Source organism: Citrobacter meridianamericanus, from assembly GCF_041320245.1.
In the GTDB taxonomy this organism is placed as follows: domain Bacteria; phylum Pseudomonadota; class Gammaproteobacteria; order Enterobacterales; family Enterobacteriaceae; genus Citrobacter; species Citrobacter meridianamericanus.
Window position 1 is genome coordinate 2501717 of record NZ_CP101036.1, and the last position, 19390, is coordinate 2521106.

Sequence of the window (19390 nt, forward strand, 5' to 3'; positions counted from 1 at the left end):
GAAAAAAAGAAAACGACCTTTCACACAATGAGAAAGGTCGATGGTTTGATGTGTGTTATACCGCTGGGCGCGCAATAACGCTGCGGGTTTCCATCCGTACTTCAGCGATAGTTACGTCAATCACATCCGTGACTTTGTAAACAACTTCACCTTTAATTTGCACGGTGCCGCTTTCCTGGCTGCATACCAGTTCGTCACGAACGGCGTGCAGGAACGGGGCTGGAATAAATGCAACAGCGCCATTATCAACTAAGCGCACGCGCATGCCACCGCGGCTGACGTCAATGATCTCAGCCGCAAAGCGGGTGTCGGTACCGGCTTTGTCACTCAGGAAACGGGCGTATAACCAGTCTCCCACATCACGCTCAGCCATTCGGTTCAGGCGACGACGTTCCGCCATTTGCACGGTGGTATCATCCTGAGGGCGGGCGATGGATTCGCCTTTGATGACGGCCTTGAGCAGACGGTGGTTGATCATGTCGCCATACTTACGAATCGGAGAGGTCCAGGTGGCGTAAGCCTCCAGACCCAGTCCAAAGTGCGGACCTGGCTCGATACTTATTTCAGCGTAAGACTGGAAGCGGCGAATGCGGCTGTCGAGGAAACCGGAAGGCTGAGCATCAAGTTCGCGACGCAGTTTGCAGAAACCTTCCAGCGTCAGAACTTCCTCAGCATCCACGTGCATACCATGGGTTTTCAGCAGCGCAGCCAGCGCGTCGGCGTTCGCAGGATCGAATCCCATATGGACGTTATAAATCCCGAAGCCCAACTTGTCGCGAAGTACTCGGGCGGCGCAAATGTTTGCCGCAATCATGGACTCTTCCACAATACGGTTAGCGATGCGGCGCGGCTCAGCGACGATGTCCAGCACTTCGCCTTTTTCACCCAGAACGAAACGATAATCCGGGCGATCTTTAAATACCAGTGCATGGTTATGACGCCATTCACCGCGGCTGAGGCAAATACGATGCAGCAGGCGAATTTGCTCAGCAATCGCCTCATTTTCAGGCTGCCAGTTACCCGCGCCTTCCAGCCAGTCGGAGACGTTGTCGTAGACCAGCTTCGCTTTCGATTCAATCATTGCGGCGAAGAAGGTGATGTTGTCTTCAATCGCGCCATTTTCGGCGATGGTCATACGACAGGCCAGAACCGGACGCACTTCATTTGCACGCAGAGAACACAAATCGTCAGACAGTTCACGCGGCAGCATTGGGATATTGAACCCTGGCAGATAGTTAGTAAACGCGCGAACTTTTGCCGTTTTGTCCAGCTTGCTGTCTTCAGCAATCCATGCTGTAGGGTCAGCAATGGCGACGGTTAACTGCAGTTTGCCGTCGGCCAGTTCTTCAGCATATAGCGCATCATCCATATCTTCGGTGCTGGCACTGTCGATGGTAACAAAGTTGAGGGCGGTTAAGTCCTGGCGTACCAAACCCTCATCCAGCATCTCAGTTGCCACACCGTCCGGTGCTTCTTTTTCAAGATTATGACGTGCCAGCGTCACCCACCACGGAACAAAGTGGTCATCAGCAAACGTGATAAATTGGGTTAGCTCGGCATAGAAGGTGCGATCGCCTTTCAGCGGGTGGCGGCGCATTTCAGCGACGGCCCAGTCACCTTCTTTAAATTCATGCTCAACACCGCGGGCGGCACGGCAAGGGATAGCATCTTTCAGTAACGGATGATCCGGCACGATGGCGAGACGGTCATTTTTGCCCTGAACTTTACCCACGAAGCGCGTCAGGGAGGGCTCAATCAGTTCTTCCGGCTCGGCAGATTCACGATCTTTTTCGGTATGGATAACGGCAACAATGCGGTCGCCATGCATCACTTTTTTCATCTGCGGCGGCGGAATGAAATAGCTTTTTTGTGCATCGACTTCGAGGAAGCCAAAGCCTTTTTCCGTGGCTTTTACCACCCCTTCAGCACGTGGCGTCTGGGAATGCAGTTGCTGTTTAAGCTGCGCTAGCAGCGGGTTGTCCTGAAGCATAATTGTCTATTTTCGTGGCTAAAAGAGCGGCTGACAGTTTTACGCGATTCTATCAGTTGCGGCAAGCGCTCTTTCAGTAAGTGGATCGGTTAACAAGTCTCGCCCAGCGCGATTTTCAAGCGATTCAACCATCCGCACAATCCGCTCCAGGTGAGCAGGTTAATAGCCTGCTCCGAAGAGAGCCCCTGATCGAACAAAGGCGTTAACAATGCGGCGCTAAAGCGGTCGGGCGCTCGTGTCAACCATTGTACCGCTTGCAGGGTGGCGCGCTCAACCGGATGTCGTTGTTCCCAACGCTGTAATTCACGTTCATCCAGGCGAAGCAGGGCGATAACGTCGACTAATTCATTTGCTGTATGCGCCTGCTCGTTAAAGCAGGCCACGCTGCCGTTAATTCGTGACGTCATCAGCGCCGCCAGTGAAAATGCCTGTACTGATACAGCGCTGCGCCGGGCACTGGAAATCAACGTCGTGAGTAAATCCAAAATGACCGGTGCATGTATCAGTAATGGCACCAAGGCTTGCAGCTCATCCGGATACGCTCTGGCAGTGTTCTCATCATGGGGGAGGTATTTTTCGATCGGGAATGGTGCAGCATGCCAGGTTGTGTTTGTGGCGCTGAAGGATGAAGCCTGAGCGAACTGCTGTATATCCAGCCCTGGTATTCGCCGTAGAGGATGACCAGACCAGGCCTGAAACAGGGCCACGGTTCGGGCCTGAAAACCGACGAAGCCGATGATTTGATTCATCAGAATATTATCGCTGGTGGTCAGTCCGACCGCCTCCAGATGCTGACGGTCGCGTTCGCCTATCACGGCAGGAGAGCTGGCAAGTTGGCGAGCATATTGGGTGATTTGCGCCAGTCGATGGTTACTTTCCCGCGAGGAGTCCGGACCAGGAAGCGGTGTTAAACGCGCGGCATAGTGATTACATAATCGCTGGACGCCATACACCTGAGCGACGGTCAGGGCTGTACTCATCCGTTCATAGGCGCTGAACGTATGCATCTGATTCAGGTTTTCATGAGCCGGGAAGAGCGTCAGGGCAAGTTTACGGGCAGGGGTTAACCAGGATTCAAAGGGCGAAAGAGCGTCATCAGGTAATGCCAGATCCAGTAAAAAGCTGTCGTCGACATGAGCGGCTTCCGGCACCAGCGGCAGAACTTTTTGCGGATACGTGCTGGATTGCGTCTCATGATACCAGTGGCTTTTACCTTCAATTCGGCGTTGTTCCATGGGCGTTCCTTGGTCTAAAAGTGGCGACCCGGACTCGTCGTCATACTACTACGCCGGATCGTTTGCGCTGCAATATCCTGACGTAAGCGGATGAGGGGATAAAAGATTGTTACGTGATAATAAATATCAGAAAGGCATATGTGGTGGCTGACAGAGGAGAGTCATGGGCGGCACAAAACCGCCCATCGAGATCTTAGGCTTATTTAAGTTCCAGCTCGTTCATTGCGGCGATACTGAAGCCACCGTCAACGTGAACTACTTCACCAGAGATACCGGCAGCGAGATCGGAGCACAGAAATGCTGCGGAGTTGCCCACATCTTCAATGGTAACGGTGCGGCGAATCGGCGTAACCGCTTCACAGTGCGCCAGCATTTTACGAAAATCTTTAATGCCAGAAGCGGCGAGTGTACGGATTGGACCTGCGGAAATGGCGTTCACTCGCACGCCTTCAGGCCCCATCGCGTTGGCCATATAACGCACGTTCGCTTCCAGAGAGGCTTTCGCCAGACCCATCACGTTGTAGTTGGGGATGGCACGCTCTGCGCCCAGATAGGATAGGGTCAGCAGCGCAGAACCCGGATTCAGCATGGAACGGCAGGCTTTTGCCATCGCCACAAAGCTGTAAGCGCTGATGTCATGAGCAATTTTAAAACCCTCTCGGGTGACTGCATTCACATAGTCGCCATCCAGTTGGTCAGCAGGCGCGAAGCCAATGGAATGAACGAAACCGTCGAATTTAGGCCAGGCTTTGCTCAGCTCAGCAAACATTGCGTCAATACTGGCGTCTTCCGCCACATCACACTGCAGTGTGATACTGGAACCCAGTTGAGCTGCAAATTCTTCCACGCGGCCTTTCAGTTTGTCGTTCTGCCAGGTGAAAGCGAGTTCTGCGCCTTCGCGATGCATTGCCTGGGCGATTCCCCAGGCAATGGACAATTTGCTGGCAAGACCTGTTATCAGAATGCGCTTACCGGAAAGAAAACCCATAGTTTAATCCTTATGGCGATTGTTTATCTTTTATTAATCAATAAGTCATCATTGGAATTGCGTGAACGTCCTGCATTGGTCTGAAGTTATCTCCACCCCTGCCTCTTATTGAATGGTAATCAGTCCTGAGTGACCTTCCGCTCTCCAATACAGGCGTGGAGTATACCACTCTGGCCGGGGTCTGCCTCATCCAACCCACGATCCAACGGAGTAGTTGAGAAAGAATAAAATGCATCGATACACAGGTATTAAAAGACAATCTGTCTTCACTAGCTTATGATTTAGCTTATGGCAATACTGGAACATTCTTAAAATACATAAACGTATAATATTCAGTAAGTTATTGTATATTGCTTTTATCGATCAATATTGATTCATTGATCGATATTATTGATTGATTGTGATTAAAAGTGCATTATCAGGAAGTTATGATCAATTGGAGTGGTCTTATGCACTATCATTTCATCGCGGAACCGATGAGAGACACCACTGATACGTTACTGGGTGTAGAGATGAGCGCCCGGTTTGTTTCAGATACGGTTCTGCCGTTATATCCAGAGCTCATCATTTCAGCGTGGAATAGCGAACAAAAGCGTAATTTCATGCTCGAGCAAATTCGATTAATTGCTGAAAAGCGTGATTGGTTTGAGAACCACAACCTTTTCTGTACCCTAAACCTCATTGAAGAAATGGCGCTGCTGGCGATTGGCGACCCGATCATCAAATCAGCACTACGTGCAATGCCTTTTATTGCACTCGAACTTTCAGAACGTTTCCTGACGAATACCCTGTGCCTGAATGATCTGCTGATTAATTCGCTTTGCGATGGCCCAAACGCCTTATGGCTGGGCGATCTTGGATCCGGCAGCGTTGGAGCCAGTCCACTGGTTTGCAGCCAGTTTGACGTTGTGAAACTGGATCGTGGGTTTTTCCTGGAACAGGTTGAAAAACCGATGTTCCCGGTGTTGATTAAAAACATCCGTGAATACTGCAACCGTATTGCGGTAGAGGGTGTGGAAACAGCACGTCTTATCGACGAGGCAGGCGCTGCGGGCGTATGGGTGATGCAGGGAACCCTTTTCCCTTCGGTTGCGTTTACTGACGTTGATACACTGCTCTTACCCAGTCTTTACCACTGATTGCAAATTGGCCCTCCGGTTGAGGAGGGCTGCAATTTTGCTAGCGATCTTTTCGCCAGGCATCAGCGGTAAGCGCTTCGCCGAAATGACCGGCAATCAGGCGGCGGGTAAGTTCGTGCAGCGGGGAGGCCAGAACATCCGCTGTACTGCCGCGTTCAACCACTTCGCCCTGGTGCATGACCAATACCTGATCGCTGATATGTTTCATCATGCCGATGTGTTGGGTTACATAGATATACGATATTCCCTGTTTTTCCTGTAATTCCAGCATCAGGTTGATGAGCTGTGAACGCATCGACATGTCCAGAGAGGCCAGGGCTTCGTCAGCGATAATGACTTTTGGACGCAAAATGAGCGCACGAGCAAGGCCCAGACGCTGTTTTTGCCCTGGGGCTAGCATATGCGGGTAGTAGCTTACGTGATCGGGCAGTAGCCCAACCATGCGCATGGTTTCAACGATCTGCTTACGGCGCTGTTCAGGTTCAAGGTCGGTATTCAGACGTAGCGGGAAATCGAGGATTTGCGAGATACGCTGCCGTGGATTGAGCGACGTTGACGGATCCTGGAAAATCATACGGATACGCTGGCTGCGGAATGAATAATCGCCATATTTTAACGGGTGATCGTCAATCAGTAGCTCACCACTGGTGGGCTCAATCATACCTGCCAGCATCTTTGCCAGCGTGGACTTGCCGGAACCATTTTCACCAATGATGGCAAGCGTCTGGCGCTCGCGTAGAGTGAAGCTTAGTGGCTTAACGGCCTCAACAGTCTGGCGGCGGAATAAGCCCGTCCGGTAGCGAAAAGTTTTGCTCAGATTACGCACTTCGAGCAGGGTTTCTACCATCTCACTCTCTCTCCATATTCAGCGGGAAATGACAGGCGTAGAGATGATTCTTTGCTCCGGTCAGTCTTGGGGTTTCAATGCATTCGCGCTGAGCATAAGGGCAGCGTGGGCCCAGACGACAACCGATGGGTAATTGTTCTAACAATGGAATGGCTCCTGGCATGGTATTCAGGCGGCTTTTATGCGGCATTGCGCTACCAAAATCAGGAATGGCGCGAATTAGCGCCTGGGTATAAGGATGGTGCGGAATGGTGACCAGATCTTTACTGGGCGCTGTTTCCACCGTTTGTCCGCAGTACATCACGTTGATTTTGTCTGCCCACTGGCTGAGCATTTGCAGGTCATGGCTTATCAACAAAATGGTAGTATTGCTGTTTTGGTTTAGCCGCGTCAGCAGGCGGAAAATTTGCGCCTGGGTGGTGGGTTCCATCGCATTCGTCGGCTCATCGGCAATCAGCAAGCGCGGCTGATTAGCCAATGCGATTGCGATCATCACTTTCTGGCATTCGCCGTCGGTAAGCTCATATGGGAAGCTGCGCATAGCATCTTTATGATCTTTTATTCCGACGCGGTGCAGGAGCTCAATTGCGCGGCGTTTGCGCCAGCCGATGCGCTGCCACCAGCGGCCTTTGTAAGTCCATGCCGGAATATTTTGCATTAGCTGTCGTCCGATCCGCTCGGACGGATCGAGACACGACTGCGGTTCCTGAAAGATCATGGAAACGTTGTGGCCAACCAGCTTGCGTCGTTCACGGGCGGAAAGACGCAGCAGATCGATATCATCAAAGCGCATGCGGTCTGCGGTTACGCGCCAGTTATCTTTAGCAACGCCACAAATGGCTTTGGCGATCAGACTTTTGCCGGATCCAGACTCGCCGACCAGGCCGCGAATTTCACCTTCATTGAGGGTCATGCTGACGCGGTCAACCGCCTTCACCCAGTCGTCGCCGGTCCTGAATTCAATGGTCAGGTTGCGGATATCCAGTAATGGCATTATTCCACCCCCGCAATAATTGCGCGGCGTACGCCGTCACCCAGAAGGTTAACCAGCAGCACGCTTATCATAATCGCCGCGCCTGGCAGCATGACTGTCCACGGTGCGACATAAATCAACTCCAGCGCGTCGCCAAGCATGGCGCCCCATTCTGGTGATGGCAACTGCGCGCCAAGGTCGAGAAAACCCAGCGCGGCGATGTCCAGAATCGCCATCGACAGCGCACGGGTGATTTCAGTAATAAGCCCGGCGGTAATGTTGGGCAGAACGGCAAACCACAGGATATTGAGCGTAGTTGCGCCGTCCAGACGCGCGGCAATAACGTACTCTTTTTCCAGCTCGTCATGCACCATGCTGTAGACGGAGCGGACCATGCGCGGCAGTAATGCCAACCAGACGGCAAACATTGCATGCGTCAGATGCGGCCCGGCAAAGGCCACCACGATGATCGCCAGCAGCAGCGAAGGGATCGAGAGCAAGGTGTCCAGAATATGGTTTAGCACCGCTGAGCGCAAACCGTGCGTCGCACCGGCAACCACGCCCAGCAGCAGACCACACAGCGTGGCGGCGAGGGTGACGACAAACGCGCCACCAACGGTCGGGGCTGCTCCGCTGAGCAGGCGGCTTAGTACGTCACGCCCCAGATCGTCAGTTCCGAGGAAAAATGAGACTTCACCATAGCGCGACCATGAAGGCGGTAAAAGCTGATAACCGAGAAACTGCTGGTCGATGCCATAAGGCGCAAACCAACCACCAAAAATACACAGAATCGCCAATCCCGCGCAGCCATACAGGCCGATCATCGCCGACGCATCGCCGTAGAAATTGCGCCAGGCGGTGCGCAGCGTACCCGGCGGGCGCTTTTCGCTGTAGACGCTATCGTAAGGCATACCATTCCTTATGTTTCAGAGGGTTAGCCATAGCACCCAAAATATCAGAGATGACGTTGACGATGATAACCAGTGAACCAATCACCATGACGCCCGCTGAAATCGCTGCGTAATCCTGCTGGCGAATCGCGTTAATCAGCCAACGGCCAAGGCCTGGCCAACTAAAGACCATCTCGGTGATCATCGCCAGCGTCAGCATGGTCGAAAACTGTAATCCCAGGCGTGGGATCACCGGCGGAAGGGCATTGTGCAACACGTGGCGACGTAAAATCGTGAACCGCGACAGACCGCGCGTGGCAGCCGCTTTAACGTAGTTTTGATCAAAGACCTCAATGGTGCTGATACGCATCAGGCGAATCACTTCCGTGGTAGGGGCGACGGAAAGCGTTAACACCGGAAGCACCATGTGACGGATTGCGCTGATCAGCATTTCATCACGCCAGGGAGAGGTGGAGATCCACGCATCGATGATGGCAAATCCGGTAACGGGTTTCACTTCGTAGAGCAGATCAAACCGCCCTGAAACGGGAAGCCAGCCCAGGGTCAGTGAGAAGAGCAACGTCAGTAACAATGCCAGCCAAAAAACTGGAATGGAAAATCCCATCAACGCTAATGCACTGATACAACGGTCCTGCCATTTGTTGCGCGTGATACCAGCCAGCATGCCAACGGGGATGCCGACCATTAGCGCAAAACCAAAGGCCAGAATGCACAATTCCATCGTCGCCGGGAACACCTCCTTCAACTGTTCCGAGATCAACTGGCCGTTAATACTGGACACTCCAAAATCCCAGTGAATGAGGCCATTGAACCAGAATACCCAGGCATTCCACAGCGATGCGCCCTGTAACGGCGCATGAGGTGTGAAGTAGCTCAGGCTGAATCCAATAAAGGTCAGAAAGAACAAGGTGACCAGCAGCAACAAAAATCGACGCAGGGTGAAGATAATCATGGTTTTTTCACCTCATCCTTCTTTTCCCTGGAAACCCCGGCAAAAGAGGCATTGCCGAACGGGCTGAGCACCAGCCCTTTGATATCGTAGCGGTAAGCCTGTAGACGCAGTGAAGAGGCCAGCGGCAGGATCGGTAGTTCTTTCGCAAGAATATTTTGCGCTTCGTCATAGGCATCGATTCGCGATGATAGCTGCTGTGAAGAGAGGGCTTTGCGCAGAATGCGGTCAAACTCCGGATTACACCAGTGGGCGAAGTTGGTCTGCGAGTTGATGGCGGCGCAACTTAGCAACGGTCGGAAAAAACTGTCAGGATCGTTACTGTCCGTCGCCCAACCGGATAACGTCAGATCATGGTTCATATCCATTAATCGCGCCTCCTGAAAACGACCTTCTACCGGAATAATCTTCACTTTCACACCTACCTGAGCCATGTCTGCCTGAATCAGCTCGGCGGTTTTCAGTGGACTTGGGTTCCAGGCCTGAGAGCTGGTGGGAACCCAAAGCTCTAACGTCAGGTTCTCCAGCCCCAGCGCTTTTAACTGTTCGCGCGATTTTGCCGGGTTGTACTCTGTAATTTTAGCCTCGTTGTCATAAGCCCACGAGGCGCGAGGCAAAATAGATGCTGCAGTTTCTGCCGTTCCATAGTAGATGGACTGCATCAACCGTTGGTTGTTAATGGCCAGCGCCAGCGCATGCCGCACATCAGGGTTATTCAACGGCGGTTTATTGGTGTTGAATGCCAGATAGGCAATGTTCATGCCTGGGCGCAGCGTCAGGCGCAGGCGTGGGTCATCACGCAAAATGCTGAGCTGGCTGGCGGCAGGCCAGGCCAGAACGTCGCATTCTCCGGTCAGAAGTTTCGATAGACGTCCGGTGCCGCCGGAGCCAAGGTCCACAACCACCTGCGGCATCAGCGGAGTACCACGCCAGAATTTTTCATGGCGTTGCAGTCGAATATATTGCCCAGCGCGATTCTCAGAAAGCAGGTATGGGCCCGTGCCGACAGGTTGTCTGTCAAGCAGTTCCTGGCGATCCTGTTTTGCCAGCTTAGCCGCATATTCTGCCGACATCACGGAGGCATAATGTGTGGCGAGATGCCATAAGAAGGAGGCATCAGGTTGTGTTAAGCGGAATTCGACGGTGTTGTTGTCCAGTTTGCGTACGCTTTGGACGTTATCGGCAAACTGTAGACTGTCAAAATAGGGGAAACTGCTACCGTTCACATTGTGCCACGGATGCTGGCGATCAAAGATTCGCTCGAAGGTAAATACCACGTCGTCCGCATTCAGTTTGCGGGTGGGGGTAAACCATGCGGTCTTCTGAAACTGTACGTCGCGACGCAGATGGAAGCGGTAAGTTGCGCCGTTATCCAGTACCTCCCAGCTTTCAGCCAGTTCAGGCACGAGTCGATATGTGTACGGGTCGACATCAAGCAGTCGGTCATACAATTGAGCCGCCAGCGTGTCGACGATCAGGCCGCTGCTCGCTTTTTGTGGATTGAAGGTATTGACCTGTCCGCTGACGCAATAGACGAAGCCGCTGTCACGAATATCAGCTTGCGAGGCCTGCTCAGGCGCAGCAACAGCCTGACCACTCAAAAATCCAGCCATCACGATCAGAGATGATAAAACCAGGCGCATAATTTTAAAGGGTTATTTTAAAAGAGGCTATCTTACTAATACTTAATGACATTTGCCATTACCGTTTGTGTTTGGGGACGTCAGGGGTGATAACCGCGAATTCAACCTCGCAACATGGTCAAAATTCATACCCATTATCCACTTTGAATATACTCTATTAACTATCTTAGCATTTTCATGACCCATCTGACTCGCTTAAACGTGGGATTCGCTGGCAGACAGAAAAATGTTAGGGGAGAGAGGGGGAGAAATGACCATGACGGGCAGAAGAGAGCATTAGCAAAACCGTGAGAATAATGAAAATCTACCGGGAAGAGTGGCTTCTTTCCCGGTTATTGCGTTACTTCTGGAGTTTATTTACTCGTATTACTGGTGGTTGCATTTTCGCGTCGAGACTACCGTTAATACTGATCATTTGATCGGGTTTAACCGTTCGACCATCGAAAACCGCGAGTGGAATTAAAGTATGGATACTGCCGGTTTTATCACGAAAGATAAATTTGTCTCCGCCTTGATCCTCGATGAGATTACCTCGCAGAGAAATGGTCGCACCATCATGCATAGTTTTGGCCTGTTCGACAGTCATGATTCTTGCATCTTCAGTCCCACGATAACCTTCATCCAGAGCGTGGGGTGGCGGTGGAGCAGTATCCTTTTTCAACCCGCCGATATCATCAGCAAGCGCTGGCGACAATAAAAAACAACACAATAATGGCGCTATGGATAATTTCATACGTTCTCCATTTTGAGAGGGTTGAGATATTAATTATGGTTGCTATTTATTAATAAAGCGAACTGGATAAGTCTCAAATGATTACGTGCAAATTAAATCTAACGCTGATAGGTGCGCTGAGATTAAAATGGTGATTTTTATATAAAGCTATGATTTATATCTATTTATTATTTTTGATATTAAACCTGATTAATCTCATTGTGTACATTGAAGTCGTGATTCGGCTATAAATGCAGCGGTGTGTGGGAGCGAGAATTAATATTATGAGGAATTAGGTTCAGGTGAGTAATATAGGTCATGTCACTCATTTTGGTCTACGCTTATTAGTCTTTGTGATAATTAATGAGAGGTAATTGAATGACTAACTTAAATAAGGAAAAAAAGACCATCAATAAAACTAATTCTGCGCGTTTTCCGACGCCGCCTTTTCCACGGCAGCAACAATCCTTTCCTGGGCTGGCGGGGAAAATGCAACCGCGTCCCGACCATGGAGAAGACAGCTATCAGGGAAGCGGTCGCTTGAATGGGCGCAAGGTATTAATTACCGGTGGGGATTCGGGAATTGGTCGTGCTGTTGCTATTGCCTATGCTCGTGAAGGTGCTGATGTTGCGATCAACTATTTACCTGAAGAAGAAGACGATGCGCGTGAAGTAGTCGACCTGATAAAAAAAGCAGGCAGAAATGTTTTGGCTATCCCCGGAGATATCCGTGATGAAACTTTTTGCGGCAATCTGGTAAAACAGGCGGTAAAAGGACTGGGAGGGTTGGATATCCTCGTCAATAATGCGGGGCGTCAGCAATTTTGCGAGTCAATTGAGGAACTCACCACAGAAGATTTTGATGCAACATTCAAGACCAATGTCTACGCTATGTTTTGGATAACCAAAGCGGCTATACCCCATTTTTCACCAGACAGCGTGATAATTAATACCTCCTCGGTACAGGCTTATGAGCCGAGTGAAATCCTGCTTGATTATGCTCAGACCAAGGCAGCGATCGTGGCATTTACTAAATCGCTGGCGAAACAACTGGCCCCGAAAGGGATACGGGTAAATGCTGTAGCGCCGGGACCATACTGGACTGTGCTGCAGTGCTGTGGTGGTCAACCCCAGGAAAAAGTGGAGAAATTTGGTGCAAATGCGCCGCTGGGTCGCCCTGGTCAACCGGTGGAGATTGCGCCGCTTTATGTCACTTTGGCCGCTGAAGAGAACAGCTATACATCCGGCCAGGTCTGGTGCTCTGATGGGGGGACAGGAACTCTTTGACGCTCATGCGCTCTGCGTTTAAAGTCACTTTTAAGGTGAGTGCGGACACCCTCGTATAAGGGCGGGAGCGGTACTTACCGCTCCCTGAATGTTAACCAATCACAGCGATACCAAGCCGCTCCATCAGCAACGCGGCCTGGTAGCTGTCCAATTTGACACCTTGTAAATCGACGCCCCGAATATCTAAATTACCCAGTTCGGAATTGGTCAAATCACAATGCGTAAAATTTGCAGTCCGCCAGTCGAACGACGAAAACTCGCCGCCGGAGAGATCTGAACCACTGAAGGTCGCACCCAGCACCTGAGTTCCCATCCATCGGTTTTCCCACAATTCGCACTTTTCAAGCACGGCCTTCGAAAAGTTGGCGTAGCTTAGATTGGTATTAGTGATATATGCGCTGCAAAACCAGGTGCGCGTGGTGATCATATTCATAAAGCTTGCACTGCGAAAATCTGCACCCTGTGCGCGGCAGTGACGAATTTCAATGCCCAGCGCACTGGCGTTGCGAAAATCCGCCATTGATAAATCACAGCTTTTAAAAATGGCATCTTTCAGCATTGCGCGACTGAAATTGCACCCTTTCTGGTTTTCTCGATCATAGAACTGACAGCCGATAAATTCAGTACCGCTAAGGTCGACGCCCGAAAAATCACAGTTTAAAAAAGTGCTATTTTCAACTTTTTCACCGGTGAAGCGGTTTCTGTCAATTTTTTCGCTAATTAATGACAACGTCATAATCTGGTGCCTGTCTTTTTATACAGTGGAATGGCATGTTAAGCTGTTTTAACGTTATGCGTCAAACCATCCAATATCACGTAGAAAAAAGTAGATTAAATCTGGTGTTTCTTCAGCAAAGCGCGTAGCTGATGATAAGTCAAACCTAATAATTCAGCGGCTTTTTTCTGATTAAATTTTGCCTGCTGTAAGCTGGTCTGTAACAAGTCTTTTTCCTGCAGCCGCTGGAACTCACGCAGATCCAGCGGTAATGCAACAGATGCCGGTGTTGTTTCCGCTACCTGCGGCTGCGAAACGTGACGGCAGAAGGGGTCAATGATTATCTCATCCAATGGGAAATCGCTGGTACCGTGCCGGTATACGGAGCGCTCAACAACGTTTTTCAGTTCACGAATATTGCCCGGCCAGCGGTAGTGGAGGAGGGTTTCTCTGGCCTCAGCGCTAAACCCAGGAAACAGGGGTAACCCGATCTCGCGGCACATCTGAATAGCGAAATGCTCGGCCATTAACATGATGTCGCTTTGACGCTCGCGTAACGGGGGCAGTTGCACCACGTCAAAGGCCAGACGATCCAGCAGATCTGCGCGGAAAGTGCCTTCGCTGACCATACGTGGCAGGTCTTCATTGGTCGCACAAACAAGGCGAACGTTAACCTGCAAGGGCTGGCTGCCGCCGACACGCTCCAGCTCGCCATATTCAATTACGCGCAGCAGTTTTTCCTGCACCAGCATTGGTGCGGTCGCCAGTTCATCAAGAAACAGCGTACCGCCATCAGCACGTTCGAAACGCCCTGGATGGCGTTTTTGCGCCCCGGTAAAAGCCCCTGCTTCGTGACCAAACAGTTCGGAATCCAGCAAGTTCTCGTTGAGGGCCGCGCAGTTAAGCGAGATAAACGGGCCTTGCCAACGGGTGGAGAGATAGTGCAGGCGGTTGGCGATAAGCTCTTTCCCAGTACCTCGCTCACCAATAACCAGTACAGGTTTATCCAGCGGTGCCAGATGAGAAACCTGCTCCAGTACTTCAATAAAGCTGTTTGCTTCGCCCAGTAGATTGTCTTTGTATCCTGCCATGATGAAATTCACCATTTGTTAGTGTTATTCACCAATTTACCCTAATTATCTCGTCAGGTAAAATTAGATATAATTATTAAAATCAATATCTTAAAAAGTTGGCACGCCAAGTGCAATACGTAAACAGCCAGGGCATCGCCCGATATCAGAACAGTAAGTGAGGATTACATTATGGGTATTTTTTCTCGTTTTGCCGACATCGTGAACGCCAACATTAATGCGTTGCTGGAAAAGGCTGAAGATCCGCAGAAGCTGGTGCGGTTAATGATCCAGGAAATGGAAGATACCTTGGTTGAGGTGCGGTCAAACTCCGCCCGCGCACTGGCAGAAAAGAAACAATTATCTCGCCGTATCGAACAGGCGAGTGCACAACAGGCAGAGTGGCAGGAAAAAGCCGAGCTGGCGCTGCGCAAAGAGAAAGAAGATTTGGCGCGTTCTGCGTTAATCGAAAAGCAGAAACTGACCGACCTGATTGCTTCTCTCGAGCATGAGGTGACGCTGGTTGACGATACGCTGACGCGTATGAAAAAAGAGATCGGTGAGCTGGAAAATAAACTCAGTGAAACCCGGGCTCGTCAGCAGGCGTTAATGCTGCGCCATCAGGCGGCGAGTTCTTCCCGCGATGTTCGTCGTCAACTGGACAGCGGCAAGCTGGATGAAGCGATGGCGCGCTTTGAATCTTTCGAGCGACGTATCGATCATATGGAGGCTGAGGCTGAAAGTCATAACTTCGGCAAACAGAAGTCTCTGGATCAGCAATTTGCTGACCTGAAAGCAGATGATGAAATCAGCGAGCAGCTGGCGCAACTTAAAGCCAAAATGCAGCAAGACAAGCAATAATAACATCTGGCGGCGCCCGAACGCGCCGCCGCTCATCACCTGTAAGGAGTACTCATGAGCGCGCTATTTCTGGCTATCCCGTTAACCATCTTTGTGTTGTTTGTTTTACCGATTTGGCTCTGGCTGCATTACAGCAACCGTTCCAGTCGTGGCGAACTGTCGCAAAGTGAACAGCAACGTCTGGTCGAACTCAACGATGACGCACTGCGGATGCGCGAGCGCATTCAGGCGCTGGAAGACATCCTTGATGCTGAACATCCAAACTGGAGGGACCGCTAATGGGAGGCGTTAACCTGAACAAAAAACTGTGGCGTATTCCGCAGCGGGGCATGGTGAAGGGGGTTTGTGCTGGGATTGCGCATTATCTCGATGTGCCTGTGAAGCTGGTACGGATCCTGGTGGTGTTGTCAGTCTTTTTTGGTCTGGCTTTTTTTACCTTCGTCGCCTACATCGTGCTGACGTTTGTGTTGGACCCGATGCCGGACAATGTGGTTTCCGGCGAGCAGCAGCCTTCAAGCGGTGAACTATTGGACGCTGTCGATCGTGAGCTGGCCGCAAGTGAAAAGCGTTTGCGTGAAATGGAGCGTTATGTGACGTCTGATACCTTTTCATTACGCAGCCGCTTCCGCCAACTGTGAGGTTAGAAATGAACAATCGCTGGCAACGTGCCGGGCAAAGGGTTAAGCCGGGCTTCAAAATAGCAGGTAAGCTGGGGCTTCTGACTGCGCTGCGCTACGGCCCGGCGGGGGTAGCAGGGTGGGCGGTGAAATCCGTCGCCCGACGCCCGCTAAAAATGCTGCTGGCGCTGATTCTGGAGCCGGTATTGAGTCGGGCTGCGGCAAAATTGTCGAAACGCTATTCAGGTAATCAAACCTGATATCTGAATCAGCAAAAGCAAGCAACAACTAATCAACATCCCCTCAGTTAATTTGCGGCAGCTCACAAATACGATTTTTTGGCTGCCAAATTTCTTTTATACCCCCCTCAGGAGTACCTCGGCTGATTGACAGCTTATTTTCGTCAGAGTAGTCTCTTGATTCATGGGACCGCTACCACGGAAATCAAAAGTGAATCAAAAGATCCAAAAATGCCTGACTGAAGTTTATGGTGATGCATTGACTTCATGTCACTATCAAGCGCTGGTTGCACGTTTAGAAAAATCACAGAAATTAATTAAAAAAAAGCGTAAAACGCATTGGGACGAGGGTGATGTTGTTCTTATTACCTATGCCGATCAATTCCACGGGGCTGATCAGAAACCGCTGCCGACGTTTAATCAGTTTTATAATAAATGGCTTAAGTCGACATTTTCTCATGTGCATTTGTTGCCATTCTATCCGTGGTCTTCGGACGATGGCTTTTCGGTGATTAATTATCATCAGGTTGCTGAAGAGACCGGTGACTGGAATGATATTAAGCAACTGGATGAATCCAGTCGACTGATGTTTGATTTTGTTTGTAACCATATGTCAGCCAAAAGTGAATGGTTTAATAACTATTTGCAACAGCTTGACGGTTATGAGGATTTCTTTATTGCAATGGATCCTGAAATGGACCTGAGCAACGTAACGCGTCCACGCGCATTACCGTTACTGACACCTTTTACGCTGAAAGATAATACCGTGCGCCATTTATGGACGACGTTCAGCGACGACCAGATCGATCTCAACTATGCCAATCCGTTGGTGTTATTGGCGATGGTCGATGTGCTGCTGAGTTATCTTGAGCAGGGCGCGGATTATGTCCGCCTGGATGCGGTTGGTTTTATGTGGAAAGAGCCGGGGACGACCTGTATTCATCTGGATAAAACGCATCAGCTTATTAAACTGTTCCGCGCGATTGCAGAAGTTGCTGCACCGGGTACGGCGATCATTACTGAAACGAACGTTCCGCATAAGGATAACGTGTCTTACTACGGTAACGGTCATGATGAGGCGCACATGGTGTACCAATTCTCGCTGCCTCCGCTGGTGCTGCATGCGGTACAACGCCAGGATACGACAACTTTATGTCAGTGGGCACAATCACTGGAACTCCCCTCCAGGGAGACGACCTGGTTTAATTTCCTTGCATCACATGATGGTATTGGTCTCAACCCATTACGGGGTCTGTTACCTGAAGATGAAATCACGCAACTGGTGACAAAATTACAGCAGGAAGGCGCGCTGGTTAACTGGAAAAATAATCCTGATGGTAGCCGCAGTCCGTATGAAATTAACGTGACATATCTGGATGCGCTAACGCCTGGTAATTGCAGTGATGCCGAACGGTTCTCCCGATTTATTCTCGCACATGCCATTTTGCTGAGTTTTCCGGGCATACCTGCGGTTTATATTCAAAGCATTCTTGGATCACGAAATGACTATGAAGGGGTGGAAATATTAGGGTACAACCGTGCGATTAATCGTAAAAAATATTCGGTAAGACAAATAGAAGCAGAGTTGAAAGATGAAACCAGTTTGCGCCATGCTGTTTATCATGAATTATCCAGATTAATCGTCATTCGTCGTAATAATAAAGCCTTTCATCCTGATAGTGATTTTCAAATTAGTAGTGTTACATCGGCAGTAATGCTAATTAAACGTACGGCAGATACAGGCGAAAAAATTACCGGGGTATTTAATGTCAGCGATCATACTCAAACCATTAGTATTGATATTGAAAATGGATTTGATTTGATTAGCGATAAAGCTATTTCGGGTAAGGAATTAACGTTGCACGCCTGGCAGGTCATGTGGGTTAAGTAATAAAAAGGAACATTTCATGTTTAAAGCTAAAATTGTGCTGATTTCAGCACTGGTTTCCTGCGCCCTGGTTTCCGGGTGCAAGGATGATAAAAAGTCCTCTGTCGCGATTGAATTTATGCACTCCTCTGTAGAGCAGGAGCGTCAGGCGGTTATTGCGAAACTGATTGAGCGTTTTGAAAAAGAGAACCCGGGCATCAGTGTCAAACAGGTTCCAGTGGAAGAAGATGCTTACAACACCAAAGTCATTACCCTGGCGCGCAGCGGTTCATTGCCTGAAGTGATTGAAACCAGCCATGACTACGCGAAAGTTATGGATAAAGAATCCCTTATCGATCGTAAAGCGGTGGCGCAAGTCATCAACGGCGTAGGTGAAGATGCTTTTTATGATGGCGTTCTGCGTATAGTGCGCACTGAAGACGGAACTGCATGGACCGGAGTTCCGGTCAGCGCCTGGATTGGCGGGATCTGGTATCGCAAAGATGTGCTGGCTAAAGCCGGACTTCAGGAACCCAAAGACTGGCAGCAACTACTGGAAGCGGCGCAGAAGCTCAATAATCCTGGCAGTAAGAAATACGGTATTGCGCTGCCTACGGCGGAAAGCGTTTTGACCGAACAGTCATTCTCCCAGTTCGCGCTTTCTAACCAGGCCAACGTTTTTGATGGGCAGGGAAAGATAACGCTCGACACGCCTGAGATGACCCAGGCGCTGCAGTATTACCGCCAACTTGCCATGAACACTATGCCGGGCTCTAACGACATCATGGAAGTTAAAGACGCTTTCATGAACGGCACGGCGCCGATGGCGATTTACTCTACCTATATCCTTCCGGCGGTGATTAAAGAGGGCGATCCTAAAAATGTCGGCTTTATGGTCCCGACAGAAAAAACTTCCGCTGTTTACGGCATGTTGACGTCGCTAACCATTACCGCGGGCCAAAAATCTGAAGAAACAGAAGCAGCAGAGAAATTTGTCATCTTTATGGAACAGGCCGACAACATTGCGGACTGGGTCATGATGTCGCCAGGGGCCGCGCTGCCGGTCAACAAAGCGGTGGTGAATACCCCGACATGGAAAGATAACACTGTCATCAAAGCGCTGGGTGAATTACCCGATCAACTGATTGCCGAACTGCCAAATATTCAGGTCTTTGGCGCCGTGGGTGATAAGAACTTTACCCGCATGGGCGACGTAACCGGCTCGGGTGTCGTGAGTACCATGGTGCACAACGTGACGGTAGGAAAAGCTGACCTTTCATCGACTATCAAGGCAAGCCAGACAAAACTGGATGACCTTATTGAACAGCGCTAATGGGGAAATGGAAA

The 19390-nt window shown here is 50.3% G+C and carries 19 protein-coding genes; 8 read left to right on the top strand and 11 right to left on the bottom strand.

Annotation, left to right across the window (positions count from 1 at the left end; translation table 11 throughout):
- Positions 1 to 55 precede the first annotated feature (55 nt).
- The 3 genes from NMD08_RS12030 to fabI form a co-directional block, all read right to left on the bottom strand.
- Complete coding sequence (locus NMD08_RS12030; protein WP_370620163.1) at positions 56 to 1990, bottom strand: exoribonuclease II; 1935 nt, start codon at positions 1988 to 1990, stop codon at positions 56 to 58.
- Positions 1991 to 2079: 89 nt separating this feature from the next.
- Positions 2080 to 3225: a CMD domain-containing protein gene (locus NMD08_RS12035; protein ID WP_370620164.1), complete on the bottom strand. Its 1146-nt coding sequence runs from the start codon at positions 3223 to 3225 to the stop codon at positions 2080 to 2082.
- Positions 3226 to 3424: 199 nt separating this feature from the next.
- Positions 3425 to 4213 (bottom strand): enoyl-ACP reductase FabI, encoded by a 789-nt coding sequence (gene fabI, locus NMD08_RS12040; RefSeq protein WP_187252345.1) that lies wholly within the window; start codon positions 4211 to 4213, stop codon positions 3425 to 3427.
- 449 nt (positions 4214 to 4662) lie between these two features.
- On the opposite strand from fabI, the gene NMD08_RS12045 reads away from it, so the two are divergent.
- Complete coding sequence (locus NMD08_RS12045) at positions 4663 to 5352, top strand: EAL domain-containing protein (RefSeq protein WP_151219507.1); 690 nt, start codon at positions 4663 to 4665, stop codon at positions 5350 to 5352.
- Between the two features lie 40 nt (positions 5353 to 5392).
- Here NMD08_RS12045 and sapF read toward each other — a convergent pair whose 3' ends face one another.
- From sapF to NMD08_RS12075, 6 genes are all read right to left on the bottom strand, one after another.
- Positions 5393 to 6199, bottom strand: a complete 807-nt coding sequence (sapF, locus tag NMD08_RS12050) for a peptide ABC transporter ATP-binding protein SapF (RefSeq protein WP_151219354.1) — start codon at positions 6197 to 6199, stop codon at positions 5393 to 5395.
- Position 6200: 1 nt separating this feature from the next.
- Entirely contained in the window at positions 6201 to 7193 is a 993-nt protein-coding gene (gene sapD / locus NMD08_RS12055; protein ID WP_003020556.1) for a peptide ABC transporter ATP-binding protein SapD, read from the bottom strand.
- The gene (sapC, locus tag NMD08_RS12060; RefSeq protein WP_151219353.1) at positions 7193 to 8083 is read right to left on the bottom strand and encodes a peptide ABC transporter permease SapC; all 891 of its coding nucleotides are present in this window, start codon (positions 8081 to 8083) and stop codon (positions 7193 to 7195) included. The genes sapD and sapC overlap by 1 nt, the downstream gene beginning before the upstream one ends.
- On the bottom strand, positions 8070 to 9035 hold the full coding sequence (gene sapB, locus NMD08_RS12065) for a peptide ABC transporter permease SapB (protein WP_151219352.1): 966 nt from the start codon (positions 9033 to 9035) through the stop codon (positions 8070 to 8072). The genes sapC and sapB overlap by 14 nt, the downstream gene beginning before the upstream one ends.
- Entirely contained in the window at positions 9032 to 10675 is a 1644-nt protein-coding gene (gene sapA, locus NMD08_RS12070) for an ABC transporter substrate-binding protein SapA (protein ID WP_151219351.1), read from the bottom strand. Before sapA ends, sapB begins: the two co-directional genes overlap by 4 nt.
- Before the next feature lie 340 nt (positions 10676 to 11015).
- Entirely contained in the window at positions 11016 to 11408 is a 393-nt protein-coding gene (locus tag NMD08_RS12075) for a YdeI family stress tolerance OB fold protein (RefSeq protein ID WP_187259596.1), read from the bottom strand.
- 357 nt (positions 11409 to 11765) lie between these two features.
- Here NMD08_RS12075 and NMD08_RS12080 point away from each other — a divergent pair, with 357 nt between their 5' ends.
- Positions 11766 to 12674 (top strand): SDR family oxidoreductase, encoded by a 909-nt coding sequence (locus NMD08_RS12080; protein WP_370620165.1) that lies wholly within the window; start codon positions 11766 to 11768, stop codon positions 12672 to 12674.
- Positions 12675 to 12765: 91 nt separating this feature from the next.
- Here the strand turns inward: NMD08_RS12080 and NMD08_RS12085 are convergent, their stop codons facing one another.
- Both NMD08_RS12085 and pspF read right to left on the bottom strand, forming a co-directional pair.
- Positions 12766 to 13410 carry a QnrB family quinolone resistance pentapeptide repeat protein gene (locus tag NMD08_RS12085; RefSeq protein ID WP_370620166.1) on the bottom strand — a complete coding sequence of 215 codons (645 nt, stop codon included), beginning with the start codon at positions 13408 to 13410 and terminating at the stop codon, positions 12766 to 12768.
- A 95-nt stretch (positions 13411 to 13505) separates the two neighbouring features.
- A complete protein-coding gene (gene pspF, locus NMD08_RS12090; RefSeq protein ID WP_187252349.1) occupies positions 13506 to 14495 on the bottom strand; it encodes a phage shock protein operon transcriptional activator in 990 nt (329 codons plus the stop codon).
- A 156-nt stretch (positions 14496 to 14651) separates the two neighbouring features.
- Here pspF and pspA point away from each other — a divergent pair, with 156 nt between their 5' ends.
- From pspA to NMD08_RS12120, 6 genes are all read left to right on the top strand, one after another.
- On the top strand, positions 14652 to 15320 hold the full coding sequence (pspA, locus tag NMD08_RS12095) for a phage shock protein PspA (protein WP_151219347.1): 669 nt from the start codon (positions 14652 to 14654) through the stop codon (positions 15318 to 15320).
- Positions 15321 to 15374: 54 nt separating this feature from the next.
- Entirely contained in the window at positions 15375 to 15599 is a 225-nt protein-coding gene (gene pspB / locus NMD08_RS12100) for an envelope stress response membrane protein PspB (protein ID WP_151219346.1), read from the top strand.
- Entirely contained in the window at positions 15599 to 15958 is a 360-nt protein-coding gene (gene pspC, locus NMD08_RS12105) for an envelope stress response membrane protein PspC (RefSeq protein ID WP_151219345.1), read from the top strand. Before pspB ends, pspC begins: the two co-directional genes overlap by 1 nt.
- Positions 15959 to 15966: 8 nt before the next feature.
- Complete coding sequence (gene pspD, locus NMD08_RS12110; RefSeq protein ID WP_370620167.1) at positions 15967 to 16197, top strand: phage shock protein PspD; 231 nt, start codon at positions 15967 to 15969, stop codon at positions 16195 to 16197.
- Positions 16198 to 16387: 190 nt separating this feature from the next.
- Positions 16388 to 18067 carry a sugar phosphorylase gene (locus tag NMD08_RS12115; RefSeq protein WP_370620168.1) on the top strand — a complete coding sequence of 560 codons (1680 nt, stop codon included), beginning with the start codon at positions 16388 to 16390 and terminating at the stop codon, positions 18065 to 18067.
- Positions 18068 to 18083: 16 nt separating this feature from the next.
- Entirely contained in the window at positions 18084 to 19376 is a 1293-nt protein-coding gene (locus NMD08_RS12120) for an ABC transporter substrate-binding protein (protein WP_187252351.1), read from the top strand.
- Positions 19377 to 19390 lie beyond the last annotated feature (14 nt).